Origin of the sequence: Corynebacterium sp. AOP40-4SA-5, assembly GCF_052377355.1 — a bacterium.
Classification (GTDB): domain Bacteria; phylum Actinomycetota; class Actinomycetes; order Mycobacteriales; family Mycobacteriaceae; genus Corynebacterium.
This window is the reverse complement of the sequence record NZ_JBQSWS010000003.1, coordinates 48,477-67,413: the sequence shown is the minus strand read 5'-3', so window position 1 is coordinate 67,413 and position 18,937 is coordinate 48,477. Positions and strand designations below refer to the sequence as shown.

At 68.5% G+C, this 18,937-nt stretch carries 16 protein-coding genes; 4 read left to right on the top strand and 12 right to left on the bottom strand.

Annotated features, from left to right (window positions below; all coding sequences use genetic code 11):
- The first annotated feature begins 12 nt into the window (after window positions 1–12).
- Window positions 13–2,220: a Stk1 family PASTA domain-containing Ser/Thr kinase gene (gene pknB, locus ACT3S3_RS02555; RefSeq protein ID WP_301442087.1), complete on the top strand. Its 2,208-nt coding sequence runs from the start codon at window positions 13–15 to the stop codon at window positions 2,218–2,220.
- 17 nt (window positions 2,221–2,237) lie between these two features.
- Here the strand turns inward: pknB and ACT3S3_RS02550 are convergent, their stop codons facing one another.
- The 3 genes from ACT3S3_RS02550 to ACT3S3_RS02540 are packed head-to-tail and all read right to left on the bottom strand — an operon-like array spanning window position 2,238 to window position 5,339.
- On the bottom strand, window positions 2,238–3,626 hold the full coding sequence (locus ACT3S3_RS02550; protein WP_301442088.1) for a class II 3-deoxy-7-phosphoheptulonate synthase: 1,389 nt from the start codon (window positions 3,624–3,626) through the stop codon (window positions 2,238–2,240).
- Window positions 3,627–3,669: 43 nt separating this feature from the next.
- Window positions 3,670–4,167, bottom strand: coding sequence for a polyadenylate-specific 3'-exoribonuclease AS (locus tag ACT3S3_RS02545; protein ID WP_301442089.1), 498 nt, complete (start codon window positions 4,165–4,167; stop codon window positions 3,670–3,672).
- 11 nt (window positions 4,168–4,178) lie between these two features.
- Window positions 4,179–5,339 carry an acyltransferase family protein gene (locus tag ACT3S3_RS02540; protein ID WP_441579213.1) on the bottom strand — a complete coding sequence of 387 codons (1,161 nt, stop codon included), beginning with the start codon at window positions 5,337–5,339 and terminating at the stop codon, window positions 4,179–4,181.
- Window positions 5,340–5,407: 68 nt separating this feature from the next.
- On the opposite strand from ACT3S3_RS02540, the gene ACT3S3_RS02535 reads away from it, so the two are divergent.
- Window positions 5,408–6,826 carry a glycosyltransferase 87 family protein gene (locus ACT3S3_RS02535; protein ID WP_301442091.1) on the top strand — a complete coding sequence of 473 codons (1,419 nt, stop codon included), beginning with the start codon at window positions 5,408–5,410 and terminating at the stop codon, window positions 6,824–6,826.
- Here ACT3S3_RS02535 and ACT3S3_RS02530 read toward each other — a convergent pair.
- The 5 genes from ACT3S3_RS02530 to ACT3S3_RS02510 form a co-directional block, all read right to left on the bottom strand.
- Window positions 6,717–7,496, bottom strand: a complete 780-nt coding sequence (locus tag ACT3S3_RS02530; RefSeq protein WP_301442092.1) for a lysophospholipid acyltransferase family protein — start codon at window positions 7,494–7,496, stop codon at window positions 6,717–6,719. The genes ACT3S3_RS02535 and ACT3S3_RS02530 overlap by 110 nt on opposite strands.
- Before the next feature lie 4 nt (window positions 7,497–7,500).
- Complete coding sequence (locus tag ACT3S3_RS02525; protein WP_301442093.1) at window positions 7,501–8,481, bottom strand: ROK family protein; 981 nt, start codon at window positions 8,479–8,481, stop codon at window positions 7,501–7,503.
- Between the two features lie 56 nt (window positions 8,482–8,537).
- Window positions 8,538–9,722: a glycosyltransferase family 4 protein gene (locus tag ACT3S3_RS02520; RefSeq protein WP_301442094.1), complete on the bottom strand. Its 1,185-nt coding sequence runs from the start codon at window positions 9,720–9,722 to the stop codon at window positions 8,538–8,540.
- 20 nt (window positions 9,723–9,742) lie between these two features.
- Window positions 9,743–10,918, bottom strand: a complete 1,176-nt coding sequence (locus ACT3S3_RS02515; protein ID WP_301442095.1) for an NlpC/P60 family protein — start codon at window positions 10,916–10,918, stop codon at window positions 9,743–9,745.
- A gap of 159 nt (window positions 10,919–11,077) precedes the next feature.
- Window positions 11,078–11,689: an NlpC/P60 family protein gene (locus ACT3S3_RS02510; RefSeq protein WP_301442096.1), complete on the bottom strand. Its 612-nt coding sequence runs from the start codon at window positions 11,687–11,689 to the stop codon at window positions 11,078–11,080.
- A gap of 434 nt (window positions 11,690–12,123) precedes the next feature.
- On the opposite strand from ACT3S3_RS02510, the gene ACT3S3_RS02505 reads away from it, so the two are divergent.
- Complete coding sequence (locus ACT3S3_RS02505; RefSeq protein ID WP_301442097.1) at window positions 12,124–12,687, top strand: 3'-5' exonuclease; 564 nt, start codon at window positions 12,124–12,126, stop codon at window positions 12,685–12,687.
- 123 nt (window positions 12,688–12,810) lie between these two features.
- Here ACT3S3_RS02505 and qcrB read toward each other — a convergent pair whose 3' ends face one another.
- From qcrB to ctaE, 4 genes are all read right to left on the bottom strand, one after another.
- A complete protein-coding gene (gene qcrB, locus ACT3S3_RS02500) occupies window positions 12,811–14,457 on the bottom strand; it encodes a cytochrome bc1 complex cytochrome b subunit (protein WP_301442098.1) in 1,647 nt (548 codons plus the stop codon).
- On the bottom strand, window positions 14,454–15,659 hold the full coding sequence (gene qcrA / locus ACT3S3_RS02495; RefSeq protein WP_301442099.1) for a cytochrome bc1 complex Rieske iron-sulfur subunit: 1,206 nt from the start codon (window positions 15,657–15,659) through the stop codon (window positions 14,454–14,456). Before qcrA ends, qcrB begins: the two co-directional genes overlap by 4 nt.
- Window positions 15,656–16,564: a cytochrome bc1 complex diheme cytochrome c subunit gene (gene qcrC, locus ACT3S3_RS02490; RefSeq protein ID WP_301442100.1), complete on the bottom strand. Its 909-nt coding sequence runs from the start codon at window positions 16,562–16,564 to the stop codon at window positions 15,656–15,658. The genes qcrA and qcrC overlap by 4 nt, the downstream gene beginning before the upstream one ends.
- Window positions 16,565–16,636: 72 nt before the next feature.
- Window positions 16,637–17,248, bottom strand: a complete 612-nt coding sequence (gene ctaE, locus ACT3S3_RS02485) for an aa3-type cytochrome oxidase subunit III (protein WP_441588138.1) — start codon at window positions 17,246–17,248, stop codon at window positions 16,637–16,639.
- Window positions 17,249–17,768: 520 nt separating this feature from the next.
- On the opposite strand from ctaE, the gene trpD reads away from it, so the two are divergent.
- Window positions 17,769–18,857: an anthranilate phosphoribosyltransferase gene (gene trpD, locus ACT3S3_RS02480; protein ID WP_301442527.1), complete on the top strand. Its 1,089-nt coding sequence runs from the start codon at window positions 17,769–17,771 to the stop codon at window positions 18,855–18,857.
- The last annotated feature ends 80 nt before the right edge of the window (window positions 18,858–18,937 follow it).

Sequence of the window (18,937 nt, the reverse complement as noted above, 5' to 3'; positions counted from 1 at the left end):
GGGCCGAGCATCATGGAGCCCCAGCTACAGCCAGGTGACCTGCTGGACAACCGGTACCGCATCGGCGAGACGATCGCCCGCGGAGGAATGTCGGTGGTCTACCACTGCGTGGACACCCGACTGGACCGCGACCTCGCCGCCAAGGTGCTGGATCCCGGGTACGCCCGCGAGCCCGCCTTCCGCGCCCGGTTCGAACGCGAGGCCCGCGCCGTGGCGCGCCTCAACCACCCGTGTCTGGTCAACGTCTTCGACCAGGGGGTGGACCGACGTCCCGACGGCGACCACGTCTTCCTGGTCATGGAGCTGATCAGCGGCGGAACCCTGCGTGAACTGCTGCGCGAGCGCGGCCCCATGCCGCCGCACGCCGCACTCGCGGTGATGGGTCCCGTCCTCGAGGCCCTCGCCCTGGCACACGACGAGGGGATGGTGCACCGCGACGTCAAACCCGACAACGTGCTCATCCGCGACGACCACCAGGTGAAACTCGCCGACTTCGGGCTGGTGCGCGCCTCGCGCCGCGACGTCTCCACCGGCGGACCGGTGATCGGCACCGCCGCCTACCTCTCCCCGGAGCAGGTCCGCGGTGGCCACGTGGGCCCGCAGGGCGACGTATACTCCGCCGGCGTCCTGCTGTTCGAGCTCCTCACCGGACGCACCCCGTTCCGCGGGTCGACCCCGGAGGAGACCGCGCTGATGCGCCTCGACAACGAGGTCCCCGCCCCCTCGTCCTACATCGCCGGCGTACCGCCGGAACTCGACGAACTGGTGCTGCGCGCCACCGGGCGCGAACCCGCCGCCCGCTTCGCCGACGGCAACGGGTTCCTGGAGGCGGTGCGCTCCACCCGCCGCGAACTCAACCTCCCGGACTTCCTCGTCCCCGCACCGACCGCCAGCGCCGTCCACCGCGCACTCGAGGGCTCGCACGTCTCCGACCGGCTGAGCTGGGACGACGACGCGATGGCCACCGGCGTCTTCGGCACCACCGAGACCCGTCAGGACTTCCCGTCCGCCCACACCGCCGAGACAAACCTCGTCGCGCCCTACGCACCCGAGCCGCCGGACGAACCCCCTGCCGCTCACCCGGAGGAGCACGCCCCGCAGGAGGGCGGACAGAATGCCCCGGTGCCGCGCAACCAGCGACCGCTGACCAACCGCGGCGGGGCCGCCACCCTGGTGTGGGGCGTCCTGCTCGTCGTCGTGGTCGTCGCCGTGGCCATCGCCGGCTGGTGGGTGACGTCCGGACGCTACGGCGAGATCCCCCAGGTCCTGGGGCAGGACGTCACCGGTGCGCGTTCGGCCGTGGAGGCGGCCGGGTTCACCGCCGTGGTCAACGACGTCTACTCCGACGAGGAGCCGCAGCAGACCGTCACCGGAACCGACCCCGACGCGGGGGAACGCGCCGTGCGCGGCGACGACGTCGCCGTGCTCGTCTCCCGGGGGCGTCCCACCGTCCCCACACCCGGGGCGACCGACAGTCTCAGCGCCTACCAGTCGAAACTCTCCGACCGGACGTTGAGCTGGAACGTGGAGGAGTCCGTGTACTCCGACGACGTGGCCGAAGGCATGGTCGCCGAGGTCTCTCCGCAGGCCGGCCAGGAGGTCAACACCGGCACGGTGGTCACCGTGCAGGTCAGCAAGGGCCCCCGCCCGGTCACCGTGCCTGACGTGAACGGCATGTCCGAGAGCCAGGCCCGCCGAGCCATCGAGTCCGCCGGCCTGGAGGTCGGCGAGGTCACCCGCCGGTTCGACGCCGACGTCGACGGTGACGACGCCATCGGCACCGACGTCGACGCCGGAACCGAGGTCCCCGGCGCCTCCTCGGTGACGCTGGTGCTCTCCAACGCGATCACCGTGCCCGACCTCGAGGGGATGGACGCCGAGGAGGCCGCCGCCGAGCTGCGCGACCTGGGACTGTCCCCCACCACCGGTGACGGCGTGGCCGACACCTCGGTCTCCCGCGGTGACATCGCCGCCCAGGAGCCCTCCGCGGGCACCCGGGTGGATCCCTCGTCGTCCACCACGGTGACCCTGAACGAGTCGACGATGGTGCGCGTCCCCTTCATCATCGGACGTTCCGTGGAAAGCGCTCGAGAGGCCCTCGAGGACGAGGGCCTCTCGATGGAGGTCGACGGACGGTCCGACGGGCGGGTCATCACCCAGTCGCCGGGACCGACCTCGCGTGCCGCCGTCGGCGACACGGTGACGGTGCGCACGCTGTAGCGCACCGCGCGGGGCGGCTACTTACGCAGCATCTCCGCTACGAGGAAGGACAGCTCCAGGGCCTGCTGGGTGTTCAGGCGGGGGTCCACCACGGTGGAGTAGCGCGACGGCAGATCCAGGTCGGTGATGTCCTGGGCGCCGCCGACGACCTCGGTGACGTCCTCACCGGTGAACTCGATGTGCACACCGCCGGGGTGCGAACCTGCGGCCCGGTGCACCTCGAAGAAGCCCTGGACCTCGTCGATGATGCGGTCGAAGTCGCGGGTCTTGTAGCCGTTCGAGGAGGTGTAGGTGTTGCCGTGCATCGGGTCGCACTGCCAGATGACCTTGTGCCCGGTGGCCTCCACGGCCTCCACGATCGGGGGCAGGGCGTCGCGGATCTTGTCGTAGCCCATGCGGGTGATCAGCGTCAGCGAGCCCGGCTCGTTGTTCGGGTCGAGCTTGTGGACGTAGGCGACGGCCTCCTCCGGGGTGGTCGTCGGCCCGATCTTCACGCCGACCGGGTTACCGACCATCGCGGCGAAGGCGATGTGGAAGTCCTCCAGGCCACGGGTCCTCTCACCGATCCAGATCTGGTGGGCGGAGAGGTTGTAGAGCACGTCCTCCCCGTCGTCACCGTGGGCCAGGCGCAGCATGGCGCGCTCGTAGTCGCGCACGAGGGCCTCGTGGGAGCAGTAGATGTCCGCGGTCTGCAGGGTGGAGTCCTGCACACCACAGGCACTCATGAACTCCAGGCCGCGCTCGATCTCGCCGGCCAGGGCCTCGTAGCGGGCACCGGCGCGCGAGTTCGCCACGAACTCACGGTTCCACAGGTGGAGCTTCGCCAGGTCGGCGGTTCCCGAGCTGGTCAGTGCGCGGATGAGGTTCATCGCCGCACCGGAGTTGGCGTAGGCGCGCACCATGCGAGACGGGTCGTGGCGACGGTCCTCCTCGGTGGCACCGATCCCGTTGACCAGGTCGCCGCGGTAGTTGAGCAGGCCGTTGGAGTCGCGGTCGGCCGACCGCGGCTTGGAGTACTGCCCGGCGATACGGGCCATCTTCACCACGGGCGTGGACGCGCCGTAGGTCAGCACGACTGCCATCTGCAGCAGCGTCTTGACGTTGCCGCGGATGTGCGGCTCGGTGTTGGACTCGAAGGTCTCGGCGCAGTCACCACCCTGCAGCAGGAACGCCTTGCCCAGTGCCACGTCGGCGAGCTGGGCCTTCAGCCGGCGGATCTCCGGTGCCACCACGATCGGCGGCACGGACTCCAGGATCTTGCGCACGCGGTCGGCGTGCCCCTGGTCCCACGACGGCTGCTGCTTAGCGTCGCGTGCGATGGTGTCCTGAAAGACCCGTTCCAGGGCGCCGGGCAGCGGCGGCAGATCAGGAAGCTCTTCGAGAGGTGCGTCTATTGTCCAACCCATGAGCGTCATCATACGAGACCCGCTGTCCGAATGGTGAACCGCCCTATCTTGACAGGCGGAACTTCACCACATTGGCGCGGGCGTCCTCCAGCGCGTCGTGCGCGCGGGCGGGAGCGGCGGGCAGCTCGGGACGTCCCGCAGACTCCCAGAGCTGCTTGAGCTCGTGGGTGAACCGGGGCAGTTCCTGCGGCAACGCGGTCATGTCCCCCCACAGCTGGGCCAGCGCCACATGGTCGTAGGCGCCCACCCACGCCCACAGCTCCGGACGCTTCGACGCCGGCAGCCAGTCCCCCTCACGGTGCCCCGGGACCAGGAAGGCGAACAGCCGGGCACGGATCTCCGCCCTCGACATCCAGGCCGGGTCGCTGCGCGGCGGCAGCAGCGGCAGGACGTTGCGGCGTACCCAGTCACCGGCCTTACGCTCGCGGAACTCGGTGGAGATCGCGTAGAACTCCCGGCCGTCCTCGGCCACCACCCCGATCGACACCAGGTCGATCGTGGTGCCGTCCTCGATGAACTCGGTGTCGTAGAAGTATCGCACGGGGAGTCAGTCTAGACCGCGACGTTCTCCCGGGCCGCCTCGCGGGTACGTCGGGACGTCCTGCGCGGCAGGGCCGGCGGGTGCAGCACCCACTTGAGCACCGGGGTGCGGCCGACGAGGTAGAACACGAAACCGGCGACCGCGCAGGTGAGCAGACCGGTGTAGACCATCGCGTTGGTGCCGGCCAGGAAGCCCCACGTCTCCGGGTCGTTGGCGAGCAGCGAAGGCACGACCACGGCCATCACCAGGTGTAGCGCGGCGTGGTGGGAGACGTAGATCGGCAGGGTGTTGCGTCCGATGGCCGACAACACGCCGGCGACCACCGGCGTCCGTGAGAGCCACGTCGCCACCAGGATGCCCGCCGGTACGGCCGTGAAGATCCGGACCATGGCGAGCAGCCCCATCAGCGAGGCTTCCCCGGTGCTCCACCCGCCGGGACGCACGTGGTCGGCGACCGCGGAGAAGATCCACTCCCACCCCAGGAAGACCACGAACACCGTGGCGATGACGGCGAGGTTGCCGGCGTGCGCGGCGAGCCGCAGGAACAGCTGGCGGAAGTGCAGGCCCACGAAGAACGCCGGCGCGTACTGGGTGATGTGGGTGATCTCCGGGATCGACGACAACCCGGCCGCCGCGACGACGAGCGCGGGGATGAAGGACACCGCCACCGACCAGACCGGCGGCAGGTGGCGCAGCAGGCAGGCCAGGATGTTGAAGATCATCAACACGTAGAGGAACCAGATCCCCGGGTCACCCAGCAGGATCGCCCGGCCCAACGAGGTCCAGCTCAGGTCGTCGGCCATGTCCAGACGGATCGCCGCCTGCACGGGTGTGAACACCAGGTAGGGCACGAGCAGGAACCACAGTCGCCGGTACCACAGGTCGCCGAGGGTGCGTTCGATCACGCGGTGGGCGAACAGTCCGGAGATGACGAAGAACAACGGCATCCGGATCGGGTCCATGAACCCGTTGAACCAGTTCCACGCCGTGTCGGTCGCACCGGGTACACCGGTGACCACGTGCATGTAGCAGACGCCGATGATCGACAGGCCCTTCGCGCAGTCCGCCCACAACAGACGACCACCGGCAGGGCGCGGCGCGGTGTCGGCTGCGGCGGCTGCATCGGCGGTGGCTGCGGTGGTGGTTTCAGGGGTCCCGGATCGGTCAGACACAGAACTCCACGTTGCCCCATGCCGACGGAAGAATCAATTGAGTGTGCCCTGATATAGAGTCGTATCCCGTGGAAAACCCCAGCAAACCCGATCTCCGTCGCCGCAGCGTTGTGCTCTGTTACCTCGGAGTCCTCCTCGCGGTCACCGTGGCCGGCGTCCTCAGGTTCGTCATCAGCGACGACACCGTCACCTACCACTTCGACTACGACATCTACCGCGGTGGCGGGCAGGCCGTCCTGGACGGGGCGAGCCTGTACAACCAGAGCTTCCAGGCGCAGGGCATCACCCTGCCCTTCACCTACCCTCCCCTGTCCGCCCTGGTCTTCGCGCCGCTGGCGTTGGTCTCCAGCAACCTGGGCTTCACCGTCTTCACGGTGCTGAGCGTGCTCGCCCTCCTGGCGACCACCGTGATCGTGCTGAACGCCCTGGCCGGAGAAGTCGCCGGACGCACCGGGTTCACGGTCACCCGCCGCCAGCTCACACTCGCCGCCCTGTTAGTGCTGCCCCTCGCCGTGTGGCTGTGGCCCGTGACCCACACCCTGGAGTTCGGCCAGATCAACGTGATCCTCATGCTGATGGTCGCCGCCGACCTGCTGCTCCCCCGCACGCCCTGGCCGCGAGGCATGATGATCGGTCTGGCGGCCGCCCTGAAACTCACGCCCGCCGTCTTCGGCCTGTACCTGCTGCTGCGCCGGCAGTGGGGCCCGGCGGTCACCAGCGTGGTGTCCGGCCTCGGGGCCAGCGCCCTGGCCTGGCTGGTGCTGCCGGCCGACTCACGCCAGTACTGGACGGAGACCATCAGCGACCCCTCCCGCATCGGCGGGCTCGCCTACTCCGCCAACCAGTCGGTGCGCGGCATGATCGCCCGGTTCACCGACGACCCCCTGCAGACCGGCCTGTGGTACGTCTTCGCCGCGGTGACCGTGGTCCTGATCGCCGTGGTGATGGTCCGGCTGTTCAGCGTGGGCGCCTACACCGCCGCAGTGTGCACCAACGCCCTGCTGGCCCTGCTGGTGTCCCCGGTGTCCTGGGCACACCACTGGGTCTGGGTGCTGCCGCTGATGCTGGTCGTCGGGGTGTCGCTGTGGACACGGGTGGCGGCCCACCGTACCGGCCCCGGCGTGATCCCCCTCGCCGTGCTCGGTGTGGTGCTCGTGCTGGTGTCCACCGCGTTCCCGGTGCACGTCTACCTGCCGTCGGCCCACGGGGCCGAGCAGGACTGGTCCCTGGTGATGAAACTGCTGGGTTCGGAGTACGTGCTCGCCGCACTGCTGTGGCTCGGAGTGGCCGGGGTGTGGCCCCGGGTCTTCCGGCCCGTCCATCCAGGAGCTGCAGAGTCCCCAGGGGCCCCGGAGTCACCGGAGTCCGGAACCGAACTCAGAGACGGAAACGAAGGAATCGCGGGCGGGGCTTGCTCCCCAGCACCCGGCCCGAACCCGGTTCAGACCCCTCCGGATAACCCCGACCGGCGGTCAGCGACTCCTTGACGTCGGCGGCGTACGCACCCTCCACGTACTCCTGACCGGAGAGTTCGGCGATCCGCTCCATCGTGTAGTCCGTCAGGGCACGGGCGGGGGAGACACCCTCCCCGGCGTCGGCGAAGTCGGCCGGGTCGATCGGGTCACCGACGACGACGCCCACCCGGTGCGGACGCAGCAGCCAGGAGCCGGCCACGTTCGCCTTCTGGGTGTCGATCATCGCCACGGGGTAGATCTTCGCCCCGGAAGCCAGGGCGATACGGGCCATGCCCGTCTTGCCGCGGTACATCCTGCCGTCCGGTGAGCGGGTTCCCTCCGGGTACATGCCCAGTGGGTCGCCCTTGTCCAGAACGCGCAGGGCGGTCTCCAGGGCGGCGTCCTGCGAGTCCTTGTCCTGCCGGTCGATGGGCACCTGCCCGACCGAGGTGAAGAACCACTTCTGGATGGCCCCGGCGAAGCCCGGGGTGGTGAAGTACTCCTTCTTCGCCAGGAAGGTCAGCTGACGCTCCGCCAGCAGCGGGAAGTACAGCGAGTCCATCACCGCGAGGTGGTTGGAGGCCAGGATGGCCGGGCCCTCGGCGGGGATCTTGTCCAGACCACTGGAGTACGGCCGGTTCAGGACCCACAGCCACGGTCCGATGACCACCTTCTTCAACCACCAGTAGGTGCGGTTCTGCACTGATCTATCCCTTTCGCAAGCAGGTCGTGGACGAACTCAGGTGAGCATGCCCGGCAAGGAGCGCCACGCCGATCATACCCGCCTCGGAACCCAGGGACGCCGCTTCGACGCGGGCCATCGGCCGGAAACCCGAGCCGACCACCGAGGCCTCCATCTCGGCGCGGGCCCCGGGAAGGTACAGGTCGGCGTCCGCCGACACCCCGCCGCCGAGCACGATGAGCTCGGGGTCCAGCACCTCCTGGACCGCCGAGAGGCCACGTCCCAGCCAGAGGGCGAAGTCGTCGATGACCTCCATCGCCAGCGGGTCGCCGTCACGTGCCAGGCGCACCACGCTTCGTCCCGTGATCTCCTCCGGGCGCGAGTGGAAGATCCCGGCGAGCATGCTGTCGGGGTGGCGTCCGGTGGCGATGAACTCCAGCGCCGTGGTCTCCAGGGCGCTGCCCGAGCAGTAACGCTCCAGGCAGCCGCGCTTGCCGCACGGGCACGCCCGACCGCCGGGAACCACGGTGAGGTGGCCGAACTCCGGCGCTGCGCCGTAGGAGCCGCGGTAGAGCTGCCCCTCGGTCACCAGGGCGCCGCCGATGCCGGTGCCGACGGCGAAGAGAACCCAGGTGGCGGCGTCGCGTCCGGGGCCGAGGATCTGCTCGCCCCAGGCCGCGGCGTTCGCGTCGTGCTCGAGCACGACGGGCAGGCCCAGGCGCCGGGTCAGCCGGTCACGCACGTCACGGTCGCGCCACGGAAGGTGCGGGGCGAAGCGCACGCGCTCCTGGTCCGCGGTGATGAAACCCGCCACGGCGAGGCCCACCGCCCCCACGGAGTGCCGGGAACGCAGGATGCCCACCGCGTGGGCGATCGCCGTCTCGAGCGACTCGACCGTCGACGGGGTGGGCAACTGCTCCACGTCCAGCACCCGTCCGTCCGGGTCGACCACCGCGGCGCGCAGGTTCGTCCCCCCGATGTCGATGCCGATGGTCAGTTGCGTCACTTGTCCTCCTGTACGTCTCGCACCGGCGTCCCGGCGCAACCCGTTCAGGGTATCGGTCACATCCGCCAGTTCCAACTGTGGCGCGGCGGGCGGGCCGCCCCGCCGTCCAGGACGTTGACGAGCTGCTGGCCAAGCACGTCCCAGTTCCAGGCGTCCCGGACGTAGCGTCTCCCCTGCTCGGAGTAGCGTCGCGCCCGTTCCGGGTCGGCGAGCAGGGCGGCGACGCAGGCGGCGACCGCGGCGGTGTCCTCACCGTCGACGACGTCGCCGGTCACCCCGTCCTGCACGGTCTCCGGGGCGCCGCCGCCGTCGCCGGCGATGGTGGGCACACCGCAGGCCTGCGACTCCAGGAAGACGATGCCGAGCCCCTCCACGCTGAAACCACCGCCCTGGGTGCGCACGGGCATGGCGAAGACGTCGCCGGCACAGTAGTGGGCGACGAGTTCGCCGTAGTCCACCGGGCCGGTGACCGTCACCCGGCCCGCCACGCCCAGCGTGGTCGCACGTGCGGCCAGGCGTCCGGCGTCGTCGCCGGGGCCGACGATGAGCAGGTGTGCGTCCGGCACGGCGGCCAGAACCTCCGGCATCGCCTCGACGAGGGTGTCCTGCCCCTTGCGCGGGACGATCCGCGAGACGCACACGATCACGCGGCGATCCTGCAGCCCCAGCCGGGTACGCACCGTCTCCCGGCCCGCGGGGTCCGGGCGGAAGACGTCGGCGTCGACGCCGCCGGGCATCGGTTCCCAGGCCACGTCCGGCCCGAAGGCCGAGGCGAACCGGCTGCGCGCGTAGCGCGAGACGTAGGTCAGGCAGTCCGTCCGGCGGCCGATGGCGCGCAGGACGGAACGTCCGCCCGGCACCATCGACCAGCCGACCTCGTGGCCGTGGGTGGACGCCACCACGCGGGTCGCGCCCGCGGTGCGTGCCGCCCCTCCCATCAGACCCAGGGGCGTGGAGGAACCGAACCACACGGTGTCGATGCCGCGCTCACGGATGACCTCGGCCATCCGGGCGGCGGTCGCCGGGGTGGGCAGCATGACCTTGCGCGGCCAGCGGACCACGTCGTAGGGCAGACCTGCGTCGTGGGACGCGGCGGCCGCGGCGTCCTGCGTGGACGCCAGGACCGTCAGACGCCCCGGGTCGCGGCGTTCCAGCTCCGCGCAGTAGTCGCGCAGGTAGCTCTGGATGCCGCCGACGGCGGGCGGGAAGTCGTTGGTGACCAGCAGGACGCGGGAAGCCACGGGCGAGGGCGTGCGCGCTCTCAGTACCGGGCGGCGCCGGCGAAGGGCATGCTGTCGACGCTGACGACCTGCACCGGGATGCCGTAGTCGGACGCGTGGACGATCTTGCCGTCGCCGATGTACATGCCCACGTGGGTGACACCCGGGTAGAAGCCGACGATGTCGCCGGGCTGCAGGGCGTCCCGCGAGACCGAGGTCCCGCCGGACACCTGCGCGGCGGAGGTGCGCGGCACGGTGGTGCCGATCTGCTGGTAGGCCCAGTACATCAGGCCGGAGCAGTCGAAGGCGTCCGGGCCTGCGGCACCCCAGGAGTAGGGGGAACCCAGCTTGGACATCGCGGCGCCCACGGCGCCGTCCGCGATCGCGCTGACCGCGGCGGCGGCGTCGCCGGCGGCACTGCCGGCCGCGCTGCCGACCCTGCCGAGGAACTCGTCGACATCGACGTCGATCGGGCCGTTGCGGTCCACCCAGCGCTGCTTCTGCTCCGGGCTGAGGCCGTCCACCGCGGTGGAGATCTGGTCCTTGAGACCGTCGAGCTCACTGATGCGCTCGTCCAGGGCCGTCTGCCGCGACTCCAGCTGGCTCAGCTGGAAGTCGGCGGAGGCCTTCGACCGGTTCGCCTTCGACTCCAGGTCCGCCGCCTCCGACAGCCCCTCCTGGAAAGCGGAGAGAGTGGAGGTGCGGTCGTTGTTCAGCGCGGTGGCGAAGGCGCGACGGTCGATGGCGTCCTGCGGGTTCGCAGAACCGGTGACCGCGGAGACCGGGTCGATGACCGCGCCACGGTAGAGCGACTGCGACAGCTCGGTGACGGGACCACGGTTCGCCTCGACCTCCTCGCGGGCCTGGGTGGCCTGCTCGGAGTAGTGCTCGGAGGCACGCACGGCCCGGTCGAGCTGGGCGTGGGTCTCGTCGAGGGCACCGGTGTTCTCCTGCACCGCGTCGCTGGCCTCCTGGGCCTGGCGGGAGACCTCGGCGAGTCGGTCGAGGAGACCGTCCGCGTCGTCCGGGAGGGGTGAGACGTCGATCGCGTCAGCGGCGTCGGAACCGTCAGAGCCTGAGGTGGCTGCGTCCGGGTCCGCGGCGACGATGGAGGTGGAGGTGACGGTGAGCACGACAGCGGCACCGATGCCGATGATGGCCCTGGCCGACGCACTACCGGTGGAACGCTTGGCCCCCGAGGGGCGGATCCTGCTCACAGTAACTTGAACCTCTTCACCTTGTCACGAAAGTCAACGTCGATATAGTGCCATACCAGTACGGGAGGGACGTAGTCCCACACGCACGGCGCCCCAGGTGGGGGTACCCCGGCGGGTACCCACCACGCTGGAGCTGCGGCCGAACACGTCGAACGCGTCCTAGAAGCGGACGGCGTTGTTGATCGGCATGTAGTTCAGGTCGTTGACCTGGACCGGGGAGCCCTCGTTGAGGGCGTGGACGATCTTGCCGTCGCCGATGTAGATGGCGACGTGCGAGGCGCCGGAGTAGTAGGAGACGACGTCTCCCGGCTGCAGGGAGTCGATGGAGACCGGGGTGCCGGCGCCCGCCTGCTCGCCCGAGGTGCGCGGGATGGACTTGCCGGCCTGGCTGTAGGCCCAGCTGGTCAGTCCGGAGCAGTCGAAGGCGTCCGGGCCGGCGGCGCCCCAGGAGTAGGGTGCGCCCTGCTTCGACATGGCGGCGTCGGCGATCTGCTGGCCGACACTGTCGGAGGAGGAGGATGCCGGGGCCTCGGAGGAGCCGGCGGCGGGTGCGGCCTGCTCGGCCGCGGCGATGAAGGGATCCACGTCCACGTGCTGCTTGGCGAAGTCAACGGCCTCGTTCGGAACGTCGACGCTGATGTCGGAGTTCGGAACCTCGACGGTAACGGCCTGAGCGGTGGCAGGCAGGGCGAGGACGGCGCCCATGCCCACGGCAGCGACGGCTACGGCGTTGCGGCGGGAGTGGTCCTTCTTCATACGGTGCTTGCCCATGAGGGATGTTGCCTTTCTGATTGCTGTCGGGGACGTCCCGGATACGTCACGGCGTCGCCCCTTAAGGTCACGAGAAGATTACGAAAACTGCGCGACCGTGTCCAACTGCCGGGCCGTGACCAAGCCGTGAGCAGTTCGCTATTTAACCGTTATCCAATCGCGACCAAAGCTTGACCCGATTCCCCCAACCAGGCGAGTAGCCGAACCTGAACGCCATGACCAGCAGGGACGTTGCCGTCACGCCGACCGGAAGCTGCGGACGCCGCCTCACGCCACCGCCGCAAGAAACTCTACTGTGATCCTCGTCACACTTGCCGCACGGCGGGGCGCCATCGCCACATCGACCACACCCGTACCACCGTCGTGACCTTCCATGTGCGTCTCTATCCGTCCGTGTCAGTCCATGTCCGTGCCGCGCCGTAGACTCTGTGCCTGTGAACACCCCCCTCGAGCACGAACTCGCCGCCGCACTCTCCGACTGCGTGGTCATCGACTGCGAGACGACCGGGCTGGACCCGTCCTGCGACCAGATAATCGAGTTCGCCGCGCTCTCCGTGGTGGACGGTCGACCTGCGGGCCTCTACCACTCGCTGGTGAGCCCCGGGCGCCCTCTGGACCGCGACATCAGCGAACTGACCGGTATCGACGACGAGACGTTGAGCGACACCCCCACCTTCGCCCAGATCGCCGACGACATTGCCTCCGTGGTCGGGGGCCGGTTGGTCGTCGGGCACAACGTCTCCTTCGACATCGCCTTCGTCGACGCGGAGTTCCGGCGCCAGGAGCGCGAGAGCGTCCTGGATGCGCGTCGTTCCGTGTGTACCGCGGCCTCGGCGCGTGAGCTCCTCCCCCGCTCCATGGTCGGCCGGTACAAGCTGGCGACGCTGGCGGACGTCCTGGAGCTGGAGCACCGTCCCTCCCACCGTGCCGTGGACGATGTGCTCGCCACCGTCGACCTGCTGTCCAGGCTGTATGCGGTGGCTGCAGGCGGGGACTGACGGCAAGGACCACGGGTAAGGGCTAAGGAGGGTAAGGAGGGTAAGGAGCGACACGAAGAACCCCGCCCCGCCGACCGTGGTGACACGGTGGGCGGGGCGGGGTTCTCACGGGGTGGAGAGGGTTCAGGGGTTCTCGTGACCCTCGTCGCTGAGCTTGCGACGGTTCTCCTCCTGGAGACGCATCAGCATCTCCTTGTGCTCGTGCTCGTTGGCCTCCTCGATCTCCTCGACCTGGGACACGATGTCCTCCGGGTCCGGGGAGAACAGAGAGCCACGGCCGGGCTGGCCGGCGAAGCCGAGCTGGTTGAGGCGGCGCGGCACCGCGGCACCGGCGTAGTCGAGCGGGATCGGGTGACCGTGCTCGTCGACCGGGCCGAGGGGCTGGTGGACCTCGATGAAGCCACCGGAGGGCAGCTGCTTGATCGTACCGGTCTCGATGCCGTGCTCGAGCACCTCACGGTCGGAGCGCTGGAGACCCAGGCAGATCCGGTAGGTGACGAAGTAGGCGATCGGGGGCAGGATGATGAACCCGATACGACCGATCCACGTCATGGCGTTCAGCGAGATGTGGAAGAACACTGCCACGTGGTCGTTACCACCCGAGATGGTCAGGATCGCGTAGGCGACCAGGGCCATCACACCGAGGGAGGTACGCACCGGCACGTCGCGGGGACGCTGCAGCAGGTTGTGGTGCGCCTTGTCCTTCGTGAAGTGCTGCTCGATGAACGGGTAGGCGAACAGCAGCATGACCAGGATGCCCAGCAGGATCGCGACCCAGACAACGGCGGGAACCGTGTAGCTGCCGAGGTAGAGCTCCCACGCCGGCATGATTCGCGCGGCACCGTCCGTCCACAGCATGTAGATGTCGGGCTGGGAACCGGCGGAGACCTGCGACGGGTTGTACGGGCCGAGGTTCCAGATCGCGTTGATCTGGAAGACACCGGCGAGCAGTGCCACGAAGCCGAAGGTGATCAGACCGAAGGCCGAGGAGTGCACGGCGAACACGGGGATCACGCGGGCACCGACGACGTTGCGCTCGGTACGGCCCGGTCCGGGGAACTGGGTGTGCTTCTGGTACCAGACCAGCGCCAGGTGGGCGGCGATCAGTGCCAGCAGGATCGCGGGGATCAGCAGGACGTGGGCGATGTACAGGCGCGGGATGATGATGTCGCCCGGGAAGTCGCCGGCGAACATGATCCAGTGCAGCCAGGTACCGATGATCGGCAGACCGATGATGATCGCGGACATGATGCGCAGACCCACGCCGGAGAGCAGGTCGTCCGGCAGCGAGTAGCCCATGAAGCCCTCGGCGATGGACAGCAGCAGCAGGACGCAGCCGATGATCCAGTTCGCCTCACGGGGCTTGCGGAACGCACCGGTGAAGAAGATGCGCATCATGTGGACCATGATCGACACGGCGAACAGCAGTGCCGCCCAGTGGTGCACCTGGCGGATGAACAGACCGCCACGGACCTCGAACGAGATGTTCAGGGCCGTCTCGTAGGCACGCGACATCTCCACACCGTTGAGCGGTGCGTAGGCGCCGTCGTAGATGACCTTCGACAGCGAGGGATCGAAGAACAGCGTCAGGTAGACACCCGACAGCAGCAGGATGATGAAGGAGTAGAGCGCGATCTCACCGAGCATGAAGGACCAGTGGCTCGGGAAGACCTTGTTCATCTGCTTCCGGAGACCGCCGGCAGCAGTGTAACGCTCGTCGAAGTTGTTGGCCGCCTCTGCGAGACGGGAGGGCTTTGTGGGTGTGCTCATGACTGACGCTCCCAGAAGGCAGGGCCGACGGGCTCGACGAAGTTCTTGTCCGCGTACAGGAACCCGTCCTCATCGACGTTGATGGACAGCTCGGGCAGGGCGCGTGCGGCCGGACCGAACACCGGCTTACCCCAGTGCAGCGCATCGAACTGCGACTGGTGGCACGGGCAGAGAATACGGTTGGTCTGCTGCTCGTAGAGCGACGTCGGGCAACCGATGTGGGTGCAGATCTTCGAGTAGGCGTAGTAGTCGCCGTAGTGGAAGTCCTCCTGGCCCTCACGCTGGACAGCCCGGACGGCGTCGGCGTGACGGAGGCGGATGAGCATCACGGCGTTGCGCGAACCGTGGATCGAGTGCATCTGCTCCTCGTACACGTCGCGGGTTGCGTCGAAGTCGTCGTGGTCGTTGACCATCTCCTCGGTCATCGGGAAGACCGTCTCCATACCGCCGGCGTCGAGATCCTCCGGGCGGACACGGATCAGGCGGTTGACGCCCTCGGTGCTCCAGTGACCGTCGTGCTCCTCGGCGATAGCACCGGTGTCGCGGCCGAGGTACACCTTCTCCCCCTCGTTGACGAGGGTCCAGCCGGTGGTCCACAGCGTGCCGTCGCCGTCGATGCCCATCGCACGGGGCTTCCACGGGTTCCTCACGATACCGCCCAGCGGCAGGGCGATCGCCACACCGGCGAGCGCCACTCCGGCGCCACCCAGGCCCATGAGGACCTTGCGGCGTCCGAGGGTGGAGGTCTTCCACGCGTCGTTGAGCAGCGCGGTCATCGTCCGGCGGTCCACCTCGTCGGAGGGGCCGTCGTGACGCTTCTGGACCGCGATCTCCTCGGGGACGAACTTCTTGGAGAACTGCACCGCGCCGATACCCAGCGTGATGATCGACAGACCGGAGGTCACACCGAGCAGCGGGGTGTAGAGGCTGTAGACCCACAGCCCGTCCTGCTCGAGGTGCTTGTACTCCCACGGCCAGAACAGGTAGACCGCGATGAATGCGAGGCCGAAGACGACGGAGAGTGCCCACCAGAAGCCGACGCCGCGGGCGGCGCGCTTCTCGGCCGGGTCGTTCTCCACCGGGAAGCGCTCCTTGCGGAAGGCAACGGTGACGTCGTCGAGCTCGGTACCGAGGCGGGCGAGCTCCTCGTCGCTCATGCCCTTGATCTCTTCTTCAGAGTAGGTGCTCTTGATCTCACTCATGACCGGGTTCCAATCCACATGGCCGTGCCGATCAGCACGACGATCCCGACGATCCACATCAACATGCCCTCAGTGACCGGGCCGATCCCGCCGAGGCCGAGGCCGCCGGGGTTGGGGGTCTCCTTGGAGGACTTGATGTACGCGATGATGTCCTTCTTCTCGTCAGCGGTCAGCTGACGGTCGGAGAACTTCGGCATGTTCTGCGGGCCGGTGAGCATGGCCTGGTAGATCTCCTGCTCGTTGGCCGCGTCGAGGTCCGGGGCGTACTTACCGCCGGACAGGGCTCCGCCACGACCGGTGAAGTTGTGGCAGGAAGCGCAGTTCAGGCGGAAGAGGTCGGAACCACGCGAGACGTCCGAGGGGTCGATCTCGCCGTCGTTGTTGTGGGATCCGCGCAGGGACTCCATGGCGATGGTCCCGTCCTCGTCCTTGACGATTCCGGGGCCGCCGCCGTTGGCGTTGACGTAGGCCGCGAGAGCCAGCGTCTGCGCCTCGTTGAAGCGCGCGTCCTTACGGTCGGCCTGGGCCTCGTTGCGCTTCATCGGCATGCGGCCGGAGTGCACCTGGAAGTACACGGCACCTTCGCCGACGCCGACCAGGGACGGACCGCGGTCCTGGACGCCCTGGAGGTTGGCGCCATGGCAGGTGATGCAGGCGACCTCGTAGATCTCCTGGCCCTGGGTGATCATCGACTGCGCGTCCTGCTGCGCGGTCGCGGACTGGGGGTCCGGGGTGAAGGCCTGGGCGACCAGACCTGCGCCGGTCAGACCGAGCACGAGCGCCAGCGCTCCAGCCATGGTCCGGCGCAGTTTACGCCGGGTACGACGCTTCTTGCGTGTTGTGGATGCCGGGGCGGAGGCCGCCACCGGGGTCTCCCCCTCGGGAGTTGGATTGTTCGTATCCATCTTGTTCCCTTAACTCGTCATTTGGAAGGCGATGGGCTTAACGGCCGAGCGTCACACATCGGCCCGTCCGGCCTACTGGATGAAGTAAATGGTGATCCACAGTCCGATCCACACGACGTCGACGAAGTGCCAGTAGTACGACACGACGACGGCGGCGGTGGCCTGGGCTGGAGTGAACTTCGACTTCACCGTGCGGAGCAGCACGACCACGAAGGCAAGCACGCCGGCGAGGACGTGTGCGCCGTGGAAGCCGGTGGTGATGTAGAACACCGACCCGTAGACGCTGCTTGAGATCGTGGTGCCGTGCTGCACGAGGTGGATGTACTCGTACGCCTGCCCGGAGAGGAAGATCAACCCCAGGACAACCGTGAGTGCGTACCACTTCCGCAGACCGAACACGTCCCCGCGCTCCGCGGCGAACACCCCCCACTGGGCGGTGAACGACGACGACACCAGAATCACGGTGATCGCCAGAGCGAACGGGACGTTGAGCTCGGTAGGCTCGGAGGGCCAGTTTCCGTTCGAGTTCGCCTTCGAGACGAAGTACATCGCGAACAGGCCCGCGAAGAACATCAATTCCTGGGACAGGAACACAATCGTGCCGACGCTGACCATGTTCGGTCGGTTCAGCGTCACGGCACGCTGCGGTGCTGCCATGCTTTGGTTTCCAACTGCGCTCGTCACGCGTACAAGTATGACCGACCCCGGCCCCCTAGTCGATTCGCAACCCCGGCGAGTTCAGGGGTTTCTGCAAAACCGCTGGTAGTGGCTTCACGTTTCCTGGCAACTCACCACAAACGGGGTTAGCCGGGAACTCTTGCCGATCATTTACGACGCACCCGCATCACCGCAGGTTGACCGTCTGTCGCGCCGTCCCCCGACGCATCCCCGCCCTCCGTCGCGCCCCTCTCCGACACCCCCGTACCGGGGGGTTGGGAACTGCCAGGAACCTGACCCGTCAGAGACCGGCAGATCACCTGGGCCGTAGAGGCCGATCCATTCCGGGAAGTCTACCCAAGACACGCTGCGACGACCCAATCAGCGGCCCCTCTCCCCCGCCCCTGAACCACGCCGGACCACGTGCCGCGTCCTGCGCCGTCCTGAACGGCCCCGGCGCCGCTGCACGTAATAGGATGGCAACGTCCCCAGGCGGACACAGCCAACGACCAGACCCACCGAGAGGACGGCACCGATGCCGGACGACCTGACCCCGAAATCTCCCGACCACGTCACGCCCCTGGGCTCCGACCGTCTCCCCGGGAGCTACTTCACCTGGCCCGGGGTCCTGGACCGCATCGGACGCCACGAGGAGCTCAGCGAGTCGCAGATCACCTGGGCCGTCAGCCAGGTGATGGAGGGAGGCGCGACGGACGCCCAGCTCGCCGCCTTCGCCTTCGGCCTGCGCGTCAAGGGCATCACCGCCGCCGAGCTCTCCGCCGCGGCCTCCGCCATGCGCTCCTTCGCCACACCGGTCGACTTCAGTGACATCCCCGACGCCGTCGACATCGTCGGCACGGGCGGCGACGGCCACCACACCGTCAACATCTCGACGATGGCGTCCTTCGTCGTCGCCGCGACCGGCGTGCCGGTCGTCAAGCACGGCAACCGTGCGGCGTCCTCAAAGTGCGGCGGGGCGGACGTCCTGGAGGTGCTGGGCCTGGACATCGACCGCTCCCCCGACACCATCCACGAGGACGCCCTCAAGACAGGTTTCGCGTTCATGTTCGCCAAGACCTACCACCCGGCGATGCGCTTCGCCGGCCCGGTGCGTTCCGAACTCGCCGTACCGACGCTGTTCAACCTCCTCGGCCCCATGACCAACCCCGCCGGCCCGAAGTTCGGCCTCATCGGCTGCGCGTTCCGCGACATGATGCCGATCATGGGCGGCGCCTTCGCCCACCAGGGTGTACGCGCCCTGATCGTGCGGGGGCTCGACGGGATGGACGAGATCAGCGTGTGCGCCCCCACCGAGGTCGTCACCGTCGACGAGGACGGCCGCACCGGCGAATTCACGATCAACCCGCGCACCTTCGGCCTCGACGTCTACGACGACGACGCGCTCAAGGGCGGCGACCCGGAGTACAACGCCGACATCGCACGCCGACTGATGGCCGGGGAGATCACCGGCGCAGTCAAGGATGCTGTCCTGATCAACGCAGCCGCCGCCCTGACCGCCGTGCACGGCTGGGACGGCGACCTGAAGTCGGCCCTCGCCGAGCAGCTCGCCGTCGCCCGTGAGGCGTTGGAGTCCGGCGCCGCGGAGAAGAAGATGAACGACATCATCAACCTCTGAGCCTGATCCGGGGGCCATCCCCCGGACATGCCGAAAGGAGCACCCGCGAGGAAGATGCGGGTGCTCCTTGTCACGTGTAC

Excerpts from the sequence above, each read along its gene's own strand:
- pknB (WP_301442087.1), top strand. The coding sequence starts at position 13 with ATGGAGCCCCAGCTACAGCCAGGTGACCTGCTGGACAACCGGTACCGC.
- ACT3S3_RS02550 (WP_301442088.1), bottom strand. The coding sequence starts at position 3,626 with ATGGGTTGGACAATAGACGCACCTCTCGAAGAGCTTCCTGATCTGCCG.
- ACT3S3_RS02510 (WP_301442096.1), bottom strand. The coding sequence starts at position 11,689 with ATGGGCAAGCACCGTATGAAGAAGGACCACTCCCGCCGCAACGCCGTA.
- qcrB (WP_301442098.1), bottom strand. The coding sequence starts at position 14,457 with ATGAGCACACCCACAAAGCCCTCCCGTCTCGCAGAGGCGGCCAACAAC.
- qcrA (WP_301442099.1), bottom strand. The coding sequence starts at position 15,659 with ATGAGTGAGATCAAGAGCACCTACTCTGAAGAAGAGATCAAGGGCATG.
- qcrC (WP_301442100.1), bottom strand. The coding sequence starts at position 16,564 with ATGGATACGAACAATCCAACTCCCGAGGGGGAGACCCCGGTGGCGGCC.